Raw genomic sequence first — 14,397 nt, 5'->3', positions numbered from 1 at the left:
ACGCTTCCCTCCGGCCGGCATCAGGCAGCAGACTCACCCTCACGGCCTTCGTCGTGGTCACGTGCACCTTGGTCGGAGCACATGATCAGACGAAGGCCGCTCCCACGTCCGGCGAATCCCCGGGCGGGCTACCCCGTTCGAGGCGCCGTCCGACACCTGGAGCCGCAGAGGTTCAGTCGGGCAGCGCCACGGTGAGGTCCACCTCAACGAGCTGCCCCGTGAAGCCGAGTTGCGCAAAACCCAACAGCGTGCTGGCGGTGGTGAACGCCGGACCGAGGGCTGAGTCGGTGAGCCGACGCCAAGCGACGCCCAGCTCCTCTCTGTCGTCGCTCCGCACGTAGATCACCGAGCGCACCACGTGTTGCGGCTCTGCATCCACCGCAGCCAAGGCGGCGAGTGCGTTCGCGACAACCTGGTCGACTTGCAGCTCAAGCGATCCGGAACCGACGAGGGAACCGCTCCGGTCGAGCGGGCACTGCCCCGCCAGGTAGGCCGTACGACCGGTCTCCACCACGGTGATGTGGTGATAGCCGGGCGTCTCATGCAGCTGCTCGGGGTTGATACGAGTGATCTTCGCAGTCATGCCCGCGAGTCTGACCGGCATGCTGCCGGCACGCATCGCAATTTTGTCCCACTGAGCAACCAGCCCGAAGGTTAAAGAACAAGCTCAAACCAGGGCGACGATGACGTCCTGACCGTCGGCAACCTCCCGCAGGGCGCTCTCCTGGAAACCTCCCGGCATGAACCGCCCCTATAAGGGTTCTCAACAACACCAGGGAATCTCAAACACACCAAGGCTCCGCAGCTCAGAGCCACCACGGGATACACCATCAGCACAGTTCCAGCTCACAGCCAACCCATCATCGAGACCACTCACAACAAGATCAATCTCAGACTCAGGCAGGCACACCAGCTCAGAGAGCTGCATCCCACCATACCCACCCCAAACAAGAGAAGAACCCACAGTGTCGGGGCGCTATGCGGCACGCTCACCAACGAGGTACGACGGCTCGTTTCCCTCGGCGCCAAACTTCTCGACGACGAACCCAGCGACCTGCGGTCGGTGATGATGCCGGACCCTGAAGGCCACCCGTTCAAGGTCGAGTTGAGCGAAGAGGAACTCCTCGACGAAGAGGCCGGCCCCATGCCGTAAAAGACAGCACGGACAAGGGACCAAGCCGCCTCTCGTGACCGTGCCAGTCGTGGGCACACGTGACGATCTCGCCCATACACGACGTCGCGTCACTCCTGACCAAGTACACCGCCGGCACCTGGGCGTCCACGGCCGACGAACGAGTGCTCGACAGCCACGAGATCCTGAGATTCATTCCCGAGGGCTTGCAAGTCCGCCTCGGCACAGCTCGGATGACAGTCGCCCACCTACCCGAGCGTGCCGCATCCCAGGCATGATCCGCAGGACAGGCCCTGGGTGTGTGAGGTGAACGCGCTGGGATGTTGGATGGCCGCACTGGCTGGGGTGGAGTGTGCGGGACCCTACGTCGAGGTCGCGTATATCGATGCCGTACGCGAGCGACGGCGGCGCCCGCTGCTGGACTGAACCGTCCCGGGTTGGCCGGCGGACCGACCCGGGACGGCCGAAAGCCCGGCGGAGGGCGCTGAACGCGGTCGGGTGCGTCAGCGGGTTTCGGCGGGGAGGAATTCCGTTTCCAGTACCTTGAAGAACGCGGCGATCGGGTTGTCCCAGTCGCCGTTCACGTTGCAGACGGCCAGGCGCTTGCCGTCGCGGGTGCCCATCACGTAGGTCCAGGAGCCGTTGAGTGCGCCACCGCCGCCGAAGACGGTGACGCCGTTAGGCAAGGTCTGCTCGAAGGTGCCCATGCCGTACCTGGTGTTGGGGATCCAGCCCGCACCTTCGGTCGAGACGGTGGCCCACATCTCGGCCTGCAGGGCGGGCGAGAAGAGTTCGCCGCCGAGCAGGGCGCTGAAGAAGCGGCCAAGGTCGCCGGTGGTGGAGACGATGCCGCCGGCAGCCCAGCCCAGCGACGAGTCCCATTCGGTCACGTCGTAGACCTTGGCGTCGGGGTCGCCGGCCGGCAGCTTCGTGTACAGCCGGGGGTGTGGCCCGCTGATGGTGGTCTGGGTGCCGGGAAGGTAGGTCCCCGTCAGGCCGAGCGGGCGGAGGATCAGCCGGGAGAGTTCCTCGGCGAAGGTGCAGCCGCTGGCCCGCTCGATGATCAGGCCGAGGAGCATGTAGTTGGCGTTGGAGTAGCGGAAGGCGGTGCCCGGCGCGAAGTAGGGCGGGTACTTCATGGCGATCTGTATCAGCTGCTCGGGGGTCCACTTGTCGAAGCGGTGGGTGAGGTACGCGGTGGTGACGTAGCGGTCCATCATGTCCGGGTCGTCGAAGGCGTAGTTGACGATGCCGCTGGTCTGCTGCAGCAGGTGCCTGACGGTGATGAGGCTGCCGTCGTTGCCGTTTCCCTGGACCAGACCGGGCAGCCACTGTTCCACGGTGTCGTCCAGACGCAGTCGGTATTCGTCCACGAGCTTGAAGGTCATGGTGGCGGTGAACGCCTTGGTGAGGCTGCCGATGGGGAACTGCTCGCCCTGGGTGCGTGCGCGCCCGGTCTCGGCGTCGGCCACCCCGGCCGTGCCGAACCAGTTCCGGTCGCCGTCGCGGACCTCGGCAACGATGCCGGGCAGGCCCTCGGCCACTACCTGCTCAAGAGCGTCCTGGATCTTGTGCATGACGTTGTTCCTCTCGGGTTCGCGAGGCGGTGTCGGCCGCCTCGCAATCGGTGTTCGGTACACACTGAAAGCTATGTTGCGTTCGATATTCAGTCAACTCACACATAGGCAGAGTTTGGCATTTACGCAGGTGAAAGGCTCGCGATCGTTGCAATGACCTTGATGTTGAATGCACTGCAGTCCATCGCTTGTTGCAATGAGATGGGTGTGAACGCACACTGATCGACGGACGGGACCTAGACAGATCGAGACGGGGAGAACACCGATGCCAGGAGGCAGGCTCAGCCACCAGGAACGCCGGAGCATCGCGGAGGGACTGGCCGAAGGGCTCGCCTACGCCGAGATCGCCAGGAGCCTGGACCGGCCGACCTCGACCATCACCAGGGAGGTCACCCGCAACGGCGGACCCACCGGCTACCGGGCGGACCAGGCGCACCGGGCCACCGAGCGGCGCGCCCGCCGCCGCGCACCCGCCCCGACACCGGCGCCGCCGGCCGAGACCGACGCCCACGGACGCGACCGGGAGGTAGTGCGCGACTTCGAGGAACAGTTCACCGCACTGCTCGTCCGGACGGGACTGCCGAAGATGGCAGCCAGACTGCTCGGCTGCCTGTACGCCGCTGACACCGGCAGCCGCACCGCGGCAGAACTGGTGCAGCGCCTGCGGGTCAGCCCCGCATCGATCTCCCTGGCCGTGCACTACCTGGAAGAGCAAGAACTCATCCGGCGCGAACGCGACCCCGGAAAGCGCCACGAACGCTATGCCATCGACGACGACGTCTGGTTCCGGGCCATGCTCGCCAGCGCCAACACCAACGCACTGCTCGCCGAGGCCGCCCACCAGGGCGCCCGGACACTCGGCGCCACCACACCCGCCGGCATGCGACTCGCCGACATGGGACGGTTCCTCACCCATGTCGGCCAAGACCTGGTCACATCGGCCGAGCACTGGCGAGAGGTCTTCTCCACCAGGCCAGGCTCTGGAACCGCAGACCACCCCCAGCAAGCGCAGGACCGGCGCCCCGGCTGATCGGTCTGCAACTTCGAGCACGGCACGGCCTCAGCATCCTGCGGGGCGATCCGGTCGTCGGCACGGACGTTGGCCACCACCACCGAGCCGTCCGCGCGGCGCAGGAAGTAGTCCGGGGCGTGCCGCCGCTCGCGCTCACCGCCGTGCCAGTGCAGCCAGAACGGCTGAGAGCCGATCCCGACCACGAGGGATCGCAGCCCGCACGGCCCCTCGGACTCCACCCCAGCCGGTACAACCACCCAGCCCCCGGCGCATCTACCTCACACGACGAGGTTCGACGGCGAGGAAGCCCGAACCACTGGGTTCGCTGTCAAACGCCTCGATGGGACGACAGCGGACATCCACCCTGCCGCCCCGGGGTGTTCCACGCCCGCCGCGCATGATGGCGCTCGTTGAAAACGGCCGCCCCTCTTCAGGACCGGCCCCACACCTGCTCGATGGCTCTCCCCACCCGCACGGCGGGAGTCACAGCCTGGGCACTCAGATCGGATCACATCTCCCGACGAACTCAATGCGGACACTCTCTGTCCGCATTCTGGTGCACTCTCCAGTTGCCGGCGCATCTGCCCGTGCTTCGCACAGGTGCCAGCCAGCGAGCCTCGCGGCCCCTTCGCCGCGCAGGCTTCCCAACCCATCCCACGGAGAGGCGCAACCACCGTGTCCCAGGACATCCAGCTGCTGGAAAAGGCCCTGACCCACACCACGCAGCTGCTCAGCAACGTCACCTCGACCCAGTACGGGCAGCCCACCCCGTGCGGCGACTTCGACGTGCGGGCCCTGGCCAACCACCTCGTGGCCGGCAACCCGTACTACGTCATCCTCGCCCAGGGCGGCGGCCCCGACTTCTCCCTCTTCGCCCAGGACCAGATCGACGGCCAGCAACCCGGTGAGGTCTACGCCAAGGGCGCGAAGGACGTCCTGGCCGCCTGGCAGGCAGACGGGGCGCTGGAGCAGCAGATGCCGCTGCCCGGCGGCGGCATGGGGCCGCGGATCGCGGATCTCCACCTGCTGGAGGCCGTCCTGCACGGCTGGGACCTGGCCACCGCAACCGGCCAGGACCGCACCGGCGACCCCGACACCGTGAAGGCCGCATACGACCGCTGGTACGGCAACTACCCCGACGAGATCCGCGGCCAGACCGGCATGTTCGCCCCGTCCAAGCCCGCACCCGACGATGCACCGGTCCTCGACCGGCTCGCCGCCTACTTCGGCCGCACCGTCTGACCCGGCCTGCCCCCGGCACGGAACGGGAGACCCTCCGGCAAGCCACTCCGGCTCCCGCGGAGGGGCCTCCCGGCCACCTCGGACGAGGCCCATCTTCCGGAGCGCGTGCTCACGCACGCTCCCCACTCCGTTACGCAGCGAAGCGAGTAGGCGCGACGAGTAGCCCTGGCCGAATGCAGGGCTCTGGCCGCGATTCCGTGACTGATCTTGTCGAGCTGGCAGGTAGCTCGCGGTCGATCTGCTCGGAGTTGTCAAGCTCGACCAGTGGTTGGCCACTTGAAGATCATTCACGGAACTGCGGCCAGAGCCGAATTCAGAGATTCCCCTCACGCAAGCCGGTCAGGGATCTCGCCGCCCCAGTCCCCGCGGTGCGGGTCCGCCGGTCGCATCGTGTACAGGGCACGCCCGCCCGGCCCGTACGCGCCGATCTCGGTGATCAGCCTCGCGCCGTTCTCCAGCTCGCTGCGGGTGCAGCCGGTCACGTCGAGCAGGAGGTCGAGCAGGGGTCCGTCCAGTGGGCCGCCGACCAGTTCCCGGTAGACGTGGCCCGGCTGAGGCCCGAGGCGGGGTCATCGTGGTCCGCGCCGTAGGCCCGGCCGCGCATCAGCTCGTCCATTCCCACAGCCTCGCACCCGCCACCGACAACCAGCCGAAGTCGCGATGGGCGTCAGTGCGGATCCGCAGCCGCTCGCCGTGCACCACGGCCAGGGCGTCGTGCGCGGTGCCAGGATGCCGCAGGTCTCCCGCTGGGACGCGATCGAGGCACTGGCCGTCGGCGTCCGGCCGTGCTTTATCCGCCGGCGCGAGCGTGGGTTCCGGGTCGGCTGAGGAATCCCTTCGCGTGCCTCGGCGCATTCTGCCTCCCACCGCGCGACGATCCGCGGGTCCGGCTCACAGAACGCATGCCGGAGTCGGCCGCCTCACATGCCGGAGCCTTCGATGCGCTGCGCCCCGCTTAGAGGTCCTAACAGAAGTGGTTGATCATGTGACTGCTGGCCTATTTGCTCGTTGGTCTGGTCGTGGGGAAACATCAGTCGCGGCCGTGGATCGTGTCGGATGAACTGTGGGCGTTGGTCGAGCCGTTGCTGCCCAAGCCGGGGCCGAAGCTGGTTGAGGGGCGGCCGAGGGTGCCGGACCGGCAGGCGTTGTGCGGGATCCTGTTCGTGCTGCACACCGGCATCCAGTGGGAGTACCTGCCGCAGGAGCTGGGCTTTGGTTCGGGTATGACCTGCTGGCGGCGGCTGGCCGCCTGGAATGCCGCCGGGGTGTGGGACCAGCTGCATGTGCTGCTGTTGAAGAAGCTGCGGTCGGCGAAGAAGCTGGACTGGTCCCGGGCGGTGATCGACTCTTCCCATGTGCGGGCGGCCCGTAGGGGCCCAAAGCGGTCCCAGTCCGGTCGATCGCGCACGGCCGGGCAGCAAGCACCACGTCGTCACCGACGCCCAAGGCATCCCGCTCGCGGTGTCGCTGACCGGCGGCAACCGCAACGACGTCACCCAGCTCCTGCCTCTGCTCGACAAGATCCCCCCTGTCGCCGGGGTTGTCGGCCGGCCCCGTCACCGGCCCGACGCACTGCTCGCCGACCGTGGCTACGACCACGACAAGTACCGGCGTCTGCTGTGGCAGCGCGGCATCCGTCCCGTGATCGCGCGGCGAGGCGAGCCACACGGCTCCGGCCTGGGCGTCTTCCGATATGTCGTCGAACGAACCATCGCCTGGCTGCACGGCTTCCGTCGCCTGCGCATCCGATGGGAGCGACGGGACGACCTCCATGAAGCCTTCCTCGGACTCGCTACATGTCTCATCACCTACAGACACGTCCAACGCCTTTGTTAGGACCTCTTACACTCCACCTCCCCCTGCCGCGCGTGCTCCATGCGTTGATCGATGCAGCGACGGTCCGCCACGGCCCGGACCGGGTGCCCGGCGTGAACGGCCGCACCAGCAGGACCGCCAGCCTCTCGAACAACGCCTTGAGCGGGGCCACATCGATCCGGCGTCGTAGGTCTCGAAGGGCCTTCTCCGACGGGACCGGAACCCTCGGTCCGGCCAGGCCGCTGATCAGCTTCTGCCACACCAGACGAGCACCGACATGCCCGAACAGCCCCGGCGCGAGGGCGAAGTACATACCGACCCGGGACAGCAGCATCCGCACCCGACGCTCCGTCCGGCCGGTCTCAGCCAGAGCGGCGTCCACGAGCTCGAACGGGATCACCTGCGTCAACTCGCCCAGATGCCCTGGGCGAAGACGCCATCAGCGACCGTGACGGAACGAGTGAGGGCGACGATGGACCGGCCGCGGAAGGGGACCTCGGCATCTCATTGGCGATCTCGACGTATCGCCCTGGTCTACCCGGTCCCACTTGCCCCGGCCCCCTTCCAGCTCAGGCCCAACACCGCGTCCGCAAGCCCCTTGACGGCTGTCTGACGACCCTTGACTTCGCGGCGTTGAGCGACCATCTATGAAACCCCGCGGCGGAGGCGCTGGCCGATGCTGACGGCCCTCCGCCGCAGTGTGGCGGTCAGGATCTGGCGTCGAGACTGGGGGGTCTCGCTGACAATCGCGCCGACTGGAAGCGACTGTGGGGTGGATCACAGTTGAGGTTGACCTTGGGGCAGGGTGAAAGCTCGTCGCAGCGGCACGACGCCGCCCCGGGCACAACCGATGTGAAGGAGCAACATGTCCACCAACCTTTCCGGCCACGTGCAGGACCGTCCGGAGCTGCAGAAGACGATCGAGGAGTTGGTCGAGTCCGGTTTCCTCGGGGTCCAGCTCCGGGTGAACGACGAGCAAGGGGAGTGGGTCGGCAGCGCCGGGGCGCGGGAGCTGGGTCAGAGCGGCAAGGCGCTGATCAACGGGCACTTCCGCATCGGCAGCAGCACCAAGAACTTCGTTGCGACCTTGGTGCTCCTGCTGGTGGCCGAGGGCAGGATCGGCCTGGACGTCCCGGCCGGTGGCTACCTGCCCGAGTTCGGCCTGGACCGGCGGATCACGGTGCGGATGCTGCTGCAGCACACCAGCGGGATCTTCAACCACACCGGCGAGCTCTACGAGGACGGGACGATCACGCTGGGGGTCCCCTGGCAGGGCAAGGAGTGGGTGGACAACCGATTCCACACCTACCTGCCCGAAGAGTTGGTGCGGCTGTCGTTGTCCAAGCCGGCACGGTTTGCGCCGGGGACCGGCTGGAGCTACGCCAACACCAACTACGTGCTGGCCCGGCTGGTGATCGAGAGGGTCACCGGCCGTGCGTTCGCCGAGGAGCTGCAGCGGCTGATCCTGGGGCCGTTGCGGATGACCGGCACCGTGGCGCCGGGCGCCTCGCCGGAGATCCCCGAGCCCCACAACCACAGCTACTACCGCTACGAGGACGCCGGGCAGGAGAAGACGGTCGATGTCACCCGGCACAACCCCTCCTGGGTTTCGGCCGGCGGCGACATGATCTCGACCACTCGGGACCTGCACACGTACTTCTCCGCACTCATGGGCGGCAGGCTCCTGCCGGCCGAGCTGCTGACCGAGATGCGCACGCCGGAGGCGACCGTCGGCTACGGCCTGGGGGTGTTCGCGCAGGACACGGGCCCGGGTGGCGGCACCGTCTTCCACCACAACGGCGCCACCATGGGCTCGGTGGCGCTGATGTACAGCACACCCGACGGCAGCAAGACCCTGACCGCCGGGCTGACCTGCGTGGACGACGCCGACCTGTCGATAGCACCGGCATTCCAGACCGCCCAACAGCGTTTCGTCGACGAGGTGTTCTGCGGCAAGCTGGGCCGATGAGGAACGGAGTCACGATCGGGCAGGCGGCGGCGTTCGTCGACATCACGGTGAAGACCGTGCGGCGCTACCACAAGCTCGGCCTGGTCGCGGAGCCGGAACGCGACAGCTCGGGCTATCGGCGGTACGGATCCGGCGAGCTGCTGCAGCTGGCGCAGGTACGGACGTTGGCCGCCGCAGGCGTACCACTGGCCGAGATCGGGCCCATGCTCGACGCCGACACCGCGCGGTTCGGCGCCGCGCTCGTCGACGTCGAGCGGCAGCTCACCGAACGCATCGATGAGTTGGTCGCCCGCCGGGACACGCTGCACCGGCTCGCCGACGGCGACCGGGCCCTGTTGCCCGACCGCGCCTGCGCGATTCTGGACCGGATGCCCGGCCTCGGCTTCAGCCCCGACTACGTGGCCGCGCAACGCGAGGCCCTGGTACTGGCCCGGGCGCTGGTGCCGGCGGGCTTCGACGGCTTCCTGACCCAGCTGGAACACCGGCTCGACGACCCCGAGAGCATCGACCTGACCAAGCGTGGCTGGGAGGCCGAGACCTGGGAACCGGACGATCCGAGAATCGAAGAACTGGCGACCGCCATGGCCGACCACTACCTCGCCAACCCCACACTGTTGGGGAATCCCACCAGCCGGCAGGCATGGAGCAAGGCTTCCACCCAGTACCGGCTGATCAACAACCACCGCGGGGACCAGGCACCGATCGCAGCCCGACTGACCGCGCTCACCGAGACCAAACTCCGCTCCGCAGGCGTACCCATCCCGCACCGATGACGGAATCCTCAGCTGCCGAAACGCTCCTCCTTGCCCCGCGCAAAACCACACCCAACCCCACCTGACCAGGCAAAACACCCCGACCCTTGAGACGCAGAAGCCACCCACAACAACCCACCAGCCTCAGAAGCCGTATCTCAACCGAACGTGATCCCTTGATTTCTGCTGGTCAGGGATAGTTTCGCTCGGGGTGAGGGAGGCATGCGGCGTCTTGTGTCCGCTTCATGACCGAGGGGTGCGCGGTGGCGTCGGTGCTGGGAATGCTGGAGGAGCGGGAGGCGGCTGCCCGCGTGCGGGTGGAGGGTCTGCGGGAGGAAGTCGCGTGGCTGGCTGAGGTGTTGGAGGCCGCGGAGATCGAGTTGGACCGGCGAGGGATCGCGCGGGAAGAGCTGGTCGAGGCGTTGGCCGCCTCCGCGGCCGAGGCTACTGCCGTGAGCGAGGCAGAGCAGGAAACGGTGCCCTCACCGGTGCCGGGCTCGACCGTCCCGCCTTGGCGGGAGGGGCTGCCGGTGACGGTGCTGGCACCGGACTACCAGCGGACTCTGGGCGTGCTGGAGGAGCAGCGATCAGCGTGCAAGGGGCCGGTGAAGGCCAGGGAGATCGCGGTGGGGCTGGGCCTTGAGGCGACGCCGGCGAAAGTCGAGGGGGTGCGCTCGAAGTCCAGGCCTCTGGCGGAGCGCGGGTGGCTGCTGCAGGAGACGTCGGGGATGTTCAGCGCCGGCCGGCGGCCCGTGGCCGCGCCAGACGCCGGCCCATCCGCGTGACCATCGACCACCGGGTCACCGCCTCGCTGGTAGCGGGCAGAGTTTCGTAATCACGGGCCAGACGGCGGGAGTTCATCAACCAGGCGAACGTGCGCTCTGCCATCCAGCGTCTGGGGAGTGCCACGAACCCTGTCATGTCGTCGGTGCGCTTGACGATCTGCAGGGCCAGGGCGAGTTTGTCCCGGCACCAGTCGACGAGGCTGCCGGTGTAGCCGCCGTCGGCCCAGACGAGGGTGATGTCGCGGTGCAGACGGTGCAGCCGGGTCAGCAGGCCCGCCGCGGCGTCCCGGTCGCCGATGTTCGCGGCGGTGACCGCGACGACCAGGAGCAGGCCGAGGCAGTCGGTCACGATGTGCCGCTTGCGGCCCGGCACTTTCTTCCCGCCGTCGTAGCCGCGTGAGGCGGGCGGCACGGTCGCGGCAGCCCGCACCGACTGCGCGTCGATGATTCCTGCCGTGGGCTCGGTCTGGCGGCCTTCGCGTTCACGGACCTTCCCGCGCAGCCGGTCGTGGAACTCGGTGATCAACCCGTGCTCGCGCCAGCGGCGGAAGAAGGCGTAGACCCGGCCCCAGGCCGGGAAGTCCGCGGGCATCGCCCGCCACGAGATCCCGCCCGCGACCAGGTAGCGGATCGCGTCCAGCATCTGGCGATGGCAGTAGCCTTCCGGCTGCCCACCTCTGCCCTGGAGCCAGGCCGGCACAGGCAGTAAAGGCCGGATGGCTGCCCACTCCGCATCCGTCATGTCCGACGGATACCGGCGCACCCGATCGGGGTGATCGGCCGCATTGCCGTACACATGCGCGAGGCAATCACACGATGGGGCAACCGAGTTGAACTGGACAGGCTCGGACGCGTACAACAACGACACCAGGGCCTCCCGGCATTGCTCGGTCAGATTCGCATCCCCGAGCTACCGAGGGGCCCTGTCCTCATGCACGCGCAACGGGAAGATCACCCTGGCGGGAAACCTGTTCGACCTGCGCGTTCCATGATCGGTTGAGATACGGCTTCTGAGCCAAGATCAGCTGGTTGGCATCCATAGGGGCATCAAGCTCGCCGTCCGCTACGAGGCGACCGCGCTGGTCGCAGTTCTCAACGAGTGGCTGTGACCAGGAACCGCACAGACGGCTTCACTTGGTTGGTGGCACCGCTGCGCAGGCGCCAGCGATCGCTTCCGTGTCCCAGTAGAAAGGTCGAATTTCAACGATTCGCCCGTCCTTGAACTTGAGCGTCTGCAGGATCGGGAAGGCGAGCTCCCGCCCAGTGGAGCGAGTGCGAGCGCAGACCTGAGTGAGAACCACCGCAGTCTCGCCGACGGCGAGGAACTCTTGCTCCGTCATCTCGAATGACTGCCACACCTGGCTCATCGCGAGGAAGAACCGTTCCATGCCTGAGCGCCCATGCCAGGTTCCGCCATAAGGCAGAGCATCGGCTTGATGTAGCACGACGTCAGGCGCGAAGAACGGAGCAAGCAGGTCGAACGAAGCCGCGCCTGGGCCTCCGGCTGCCAAGTACTCAGCCTCAGCTGCATACATGCCCGTGAGGACGGTTACCGAGTCGGTTGGGGAAGAAGCTGTCATGCCGCCAGTGTGATCAACCGCGACGGACCGTGCTGGCGGCAATCGGACATCGAGCTGTGGCGGCAGGAGCACTTTCACAACAGGCTCTAGACGGCTGAGTGCGTGCGGCGAGCTCCGTTCAGTACGGAGTCGAGCAGGCCGGGGAACAACGCGTCCAGGTCGTCACGGCGAAGCCGCACCAGCCGAGATCGGCCCTTGACGGTTGTCCAGGTGACTCCCGCCTCGCGTAGCACCCGGTAGTGGTGGGACAGCGTCGTCTGGTGAACGTCCAGGTCGCCGCCGATGGCGTTGCAGCTCTCCTCGCCGGTCGCGGCGAGCCGTTGGACGATCTCCAGTCGCACCGGATCGGCCAGTGCACGCAGCACCTCCACCATCCGGATCGCCTCGGTCGCCGGCTGGGACACCTCACGCATCGCTTCCCTCCGTCCGTGCCAGGACCGAAGCTTATCCACTCATTGATACATGGACAAGCATCCATGCATTGCTTACAGTGCCGATCACCTACCTACGCGGGACTCCGGAAAGGCGGAACGATCCTTGTTGAAACGACTCCTTCCCCTGGCCCTGGCGACGTTCGCCGTCGGCACCGACGGCTACGTCATCGCGGGCCTGCTCCCCTCCATCGCTACCGACCTTGCAGTGCCCACCCCGGCGGCCGGTCAGCTGGTGACGGTCTTCGCCTTGACACTGGCGTTGTCGGCGCCGGTGATGGGAGCCCTCACCAGCGGCCTGGATCGGCGATCGGCATTGCTGATCGCATTGGGTGTGTTCGTGATCGGCAACGCTGTCACCGCCTTGGGCACCAGTTACGAGGTGGTGATGGCCGCCCGGATCGTTACCGCCGTGGGAGCGGGCATCATCACCTCCGCTGCCTCCAGCACCGCGGCGGCCATCGCTCCGCCCGAACGCCGTGGTCGGGCCCTGGCCTTCGTGATGGGCGGCCTGACCTTGGCGACCGCGCTGGGCCTGCCACTCGGCACGCTGATCGGCCGCACCGACTGGCACATCACCCTGTGGGCCGTCGCCGGGATCAGCCTGCTGGCGATCGCCGGCATCATCGTCGGCCTCCCCAGCGTGACGCTCCCCGCCTCCTCCCTGCCCGACCGTCTGCGTCCGCTCAAGCAGGGCCGCGTACTGGCACTGCTGACGGTCACCTCCCTCGCTTTCCTCGGTGCCTACACCCTCTACACCTACATCGCCCCGGCCCTGCGGGACGCCACCGGCGGCAACGAGTCGCTACTGACCCTGATCCTGCTGGCCTGGGGCGTCGGCACCCTGGCCGGGAACATCACCGCCGGACGCCTGGTCGACCGTCACGACTCCGCCCGCGTCCTCACCTGCTCCCTCGCCCTCGCGGCTCTCGCCCTGGCACTGACCCCGCTGGCGACGCGCGCCCTCGCGCCCACCCTGGCCTGGGCGGCGGTCTGGGGCGTGAGTGTCGGCGTCATCGTCGTCCCGCAGCAGCACCGGCTCATCGCCCTCAGCCCCGCCGCCGCGCCGGTCCTGCTCGGTCTCAACTCCTCCGCGCTCTACATCGGCGTCGCCCTCGGCGGCGGCTTCGGCGGGCTGGCACAGCAGTGGTTCGGTCTTGCCCCGACCGAACTGGGGCCGGTGGCTGCCAGCATCACCGTCCTCACCCTCCTATGGCACCTGGGAACCACGCGTCGCCCCGTCGCGCCCACCCCCGTGACGCCAGCGCCGACCTCGGCCAGCCCGGAGAAGTCCAAGGCGTGACCGGTCCCTCCTCATGGTGTCCCCGGGGTCGATACCCGCTCCGGGGCACACCGTTCCGTACAGGCAGCCTCAACAGTTAACAGGCGCTTCCGACAGGCACCCCGGCGCACACCTCCGGGACCGGGCCCAACAGGCCCCCAGCCGGGTCGAGTTCCCCACCAACGGCCGGATCACCCTCGCCGTCGTCGACCCCGGGCGCGGACGCGGCGGCGTCCGGGCCGGGCGCGGGCGGCGCGCCGGCAGGGCGGGTGAGGGCGCGACGAGTCCGCGCAGGTAGTCCAGGACGGCCGGCAGGTCGCCAGCGAGGTCGACGCAGGTGCGCCCCACCAGCGTCAGCAGGTCGAACAGCACCTGGCCGACGAACAGGACAGCGGCGAAGGCCGGTTGGCCGACCGCGGGGCGGGCAGGGCGCGGCGCAGCGCGAGGGTGGCCAGTGCCGCCGGGCCGGGCCTGCCGGGACGGCGCCGGGGCGCTCCGCGGCGGTCGCGGCGGTCGCGGCGGCGGCGAGATAGAACACGCCGAGCTCCACCCGGACCAGGGCGGCGCGCACCGCGGGGACGGCGGCCCTCCAGGCGGCCGGTCGACCTCGACCAGGCAGTGCAGCACGGTGGCGTGCCGTCGGCGCCGGCGTCCTTCAAGGGCGCCGACCTCCGGACGTTCAGCCAGGCCGACCTGGACACCATCGCTCACGAACTCAACCACCGTCCGCGCAAGACCCACGACTACCGCACTCCGGAGGAGGTCTACGCTGACCTCCTGAACAGCAGTGATGCGCTGACCGCTTGAGCTCGCCATCGAA

Annotated in this window: 15 protein-coding genes and 2 pseudogenes; 10 read left to right on the top strand and 7 right to left on the bottom strand. The window is 68.1% G+C overall.

All coding sequences use genetic code 11. The features are described from left to right. Window positions 1–172: 172 nt before the first annotated feature. A complete protein-coding gene (locus tag MOV08_RS43320; RefSeq protein ID WP_275311624.1) occupies window positions 173–583 on the bottom strand; it encodes a RidA family protein in 411 nt (136 codons plus the stop codon). A 246-nt stretch (window positions 584–829) separates the two neighbouring features. Between MOV08_RS43320 and MOV08_RS44360 the strand changes: the two genes are divergently transcribed. Further along, complete coding sequence (locus MOV08_RS44360; RefSeq protein WP_420834329.1) at window positions 830–1,153, top strand: VOC family protein; 324 nt, start codon at window positions 830–832, stop codon at window positions 1,151–1,153. 482 nt (window positions 1,154–1,635) lie between these two features. Here the strand turns inward: MOV08_RS44360 and MOV08_RS43315 are convergent, their stop codons facing one another. Next, window positions 1,636–2,709: a serine hydrolase domain-containing protein gene (locus MOV08_RS43315; protein ID WP_275311623.1), complete on the bottom strand. Its 1,074-nt coding sequence runs from the start codon at window positions 2,707–2,709 to the stop codon at window positions 1,636–1,638. 265 nt (window positions 2,710–2,974) lie between these two features. Here MOV08_RS43315 and MOV08_RS43310 point away from each other — a divergent pair, with 265 nt between their 5' ends. Together MOV08_RS43310 and MOV08_RS43305 are read left to right on the top strand one after the other, a co-directional pair. Continuing rightward, window positions 2,975–3,739 (top strand): GbsR/MarR family transcriptional regulator, encoded by a 765-nt coding sequence (locus MOV08_RS43310; protein WP_275311622.1) that lies wholly within the window; start codon window positions 2,975–2,977, stop codon window positions 3,737–3,739. Between the two features lie 657 nt (window positions 3,740–4,396). Further along, entirely contained in the window at window positions 4,397–4,963 is a 567-nt protein-coding gene (locus MOV08_RS43305) for a TIGR03086 family metal-binding protein (protein WP_275311621.1), read from the top strand. 326 nt (window positions 4,964–5,289) lie between these two features. Here MOV08_RS43305 and MOV08_RS43300 read toward each other — a convergent pair. After that, window positions 5,290–5,579: pseudogene (locus MOV08_RS43300) on the bottom strand (hypothetical protein). Window positions 5,580–5,623: 44 nt separating this feature from the next. Between MOV08_RS43300 and MOV08_RS43295 the strand changes: the two are divergent. Next, the gene (locus tag MOV08_RS43295; protein WP_275311620.1) at window positions 5,624–5,791 is read left to right on the top strand and encodes a hypothetical protein; all 168 of its coding nucleotides are present in this window, start codon (window positions 5,624–5,626) and stop codon (window positions 5,789–5,791) included. A 191-nt stretch (window positions 5,792–5,982) separates the two neighbouring features. After that, a protein-coding gene (locus MOV08_RS43290; protein ID WP_275311619.1) for an IS5 family transposase occupies window positions 5,983–6,799 on the top strand; the annotation gives its coding sequence in 2 pieces (ribosomal slippage) (window positions 5,983–6,344 and window positions 6,343–6,799; 819 coding nt in all). Here MOV08_RS43290 and MOV08_RS43285 read toward each other — a convergent pair. Continuing rightward, the gene (locus MOV08_RS43285; protein ID WP_420834328.1) at window positions 6,768–7,196 is read right to left on the bottom strand and encodes a transposase domain-containing protein; all 429 of its coding nucleotides are present in this window, start codon (window positions 7,194–7,196) and stop codon (window positions 6,768–6,770) included. The two genes, MOV08_RS43290 and MOV08_RS43285, sit on opposite strands and share 32 nt — an antisense overlap. Before the next feature lie 447 nt (window positions 7,197–7,643). Here MOV08_RS43285 and MOV08_RS43280 point away from each other — a divergent pair, with 447 nt between their 5' ends. The 3 genes from MOV08_RS43280 to MOV08_RS43270 all read left to right on the top strand — a co-directional run bounded on the left by MOV08_RS43280 (window position 7,644) and on the right by MOV08_RS43270 (window position 10,284). Beyond that, entirely contained in the window at window positions 7,644–8,747 is a 1,104-nt protein-coding gene (locus MOV08_RS43280) for a serine hydrolase domain-containing protein (protein WP_275311618.1), read from the top strand. Continuing rightward, on the top strand, window positions 8,744–9,520 hold the full coding sequence (locus MOV08_RS43275) for a MerR family transcriptional regulator (RefSeq protein WP_275311617.1): 777 nt from the start codon (window positions 8,744–8,746) through the stop codon (window positions 9,518–9,520). Before MOV08_RS43280 ends, MOV08_RS43275 begins: the two co-directional genes overlap by 4 nt. Before the next feature lie 224 nt (window positions 9,521–9,744). Next, window positions 9,745–10,284, top strand: coding sequence for a hypothetical protein (locus MOV08_RS43270; RefSeq protein ID WP_275311616.1), 540 nt, complete (start codon window positions 9,745–9,747; stop codon window positions 10,282–10,284). On the opposite strand, the gene MOV08_RS43265 is transcribed toward MOV08_RS43270, so the two are convergent. The 3 genes from MOV08_RS43265 to MOV08_RS43255 all read right to left on the bottom strand — a co-directional run bounded on the left by MOV08_RS43265 (window position 10,232) and on the right by MOV08_RS43255 (window position 12,277). Then, window positions 10,232–11,152 carry an IS5 family transposase gene (locus tag MOV08_RS43265; RefSeq protein WP_275311615.1) on the bottom strand — a complete coding sequence of 307 codons (921 nt, stop codon included), beginning with the start codon at window positions 11,150–11,152 and terminating at the stop codon, window positions 10,232–10,234. The genes MOV08_RS43270 and MOV08_RS43265 overlap by 53 nt on opposite strands. A gap of 262 nt (window positions 11,153–11,414) precedes the next feature. Continuing rightward, window positions 11,415–11,864, bottom strand: a complete 450-nt coding sequence (locus MOV08_RS43260; protein WP_039628600.1) for a nuclear transport factor 2 family protein — start codon at window positions 11,862–11,864, stop codon at window positions 11,415–11,417. Window positions 11,865–11,950: 86 nt separating this feature from the next. Further along, window positions 11,951–12,277 (bottom strand): ArsR/SmtB family transcription factor, encoded by a 327-nt coding sequence (locus MOV08_RS43255; protein ID WP_039628602.1) that lies wholly within the window; start codon window positions 12,275–12,277, stop codon window positions 11,951–11,953. A 124-nt stretch (window positions 12,278–12,401) separates the two neighbouring features. Here MOV08_RS43255 and MOV08_RS43250 point away from each other — a divergent pair, with 124 nt between their 5' ends. Together MOV08_RS43250 and MOV08_RS43245 are read left to right on the top strand one after the other, a co-directional pair. Further along, complete coding sequence (locus MOV08_RS43250) at window positions 12,402–13,598, top strand: MFS transporter (RefSeq protein WP_275311614.1); 1,197 nt, start codon at window positions 12,402–12,404, stop codon at window positions 13,596–13,598. Between the two features lie 636 nt (window positions 13,599–14,234). Further along, window positions 14,235–14,384: pseudogene (locus MOV08_RS43245) on the top strand (IS30 family transposase); the annotation flags it as partial. Window positions 14,385–14,397: the final 13 nt, after the last annotated feature.

Origin of the sequence: Streptomyces yunnanensis, assembly GCF_029011865.1 — a bacterium.
GTDB lineage: Bacteria > Actinomycetota > Actinomycetes > Streptomycetales > Streptomycetaceae > Streptomyces > Streptomyces yunnanensis.
Note: the sequence above shows the minus strand (reverse complement) of the source record. Positions and strands in the feature narration are given on the sequence as shown.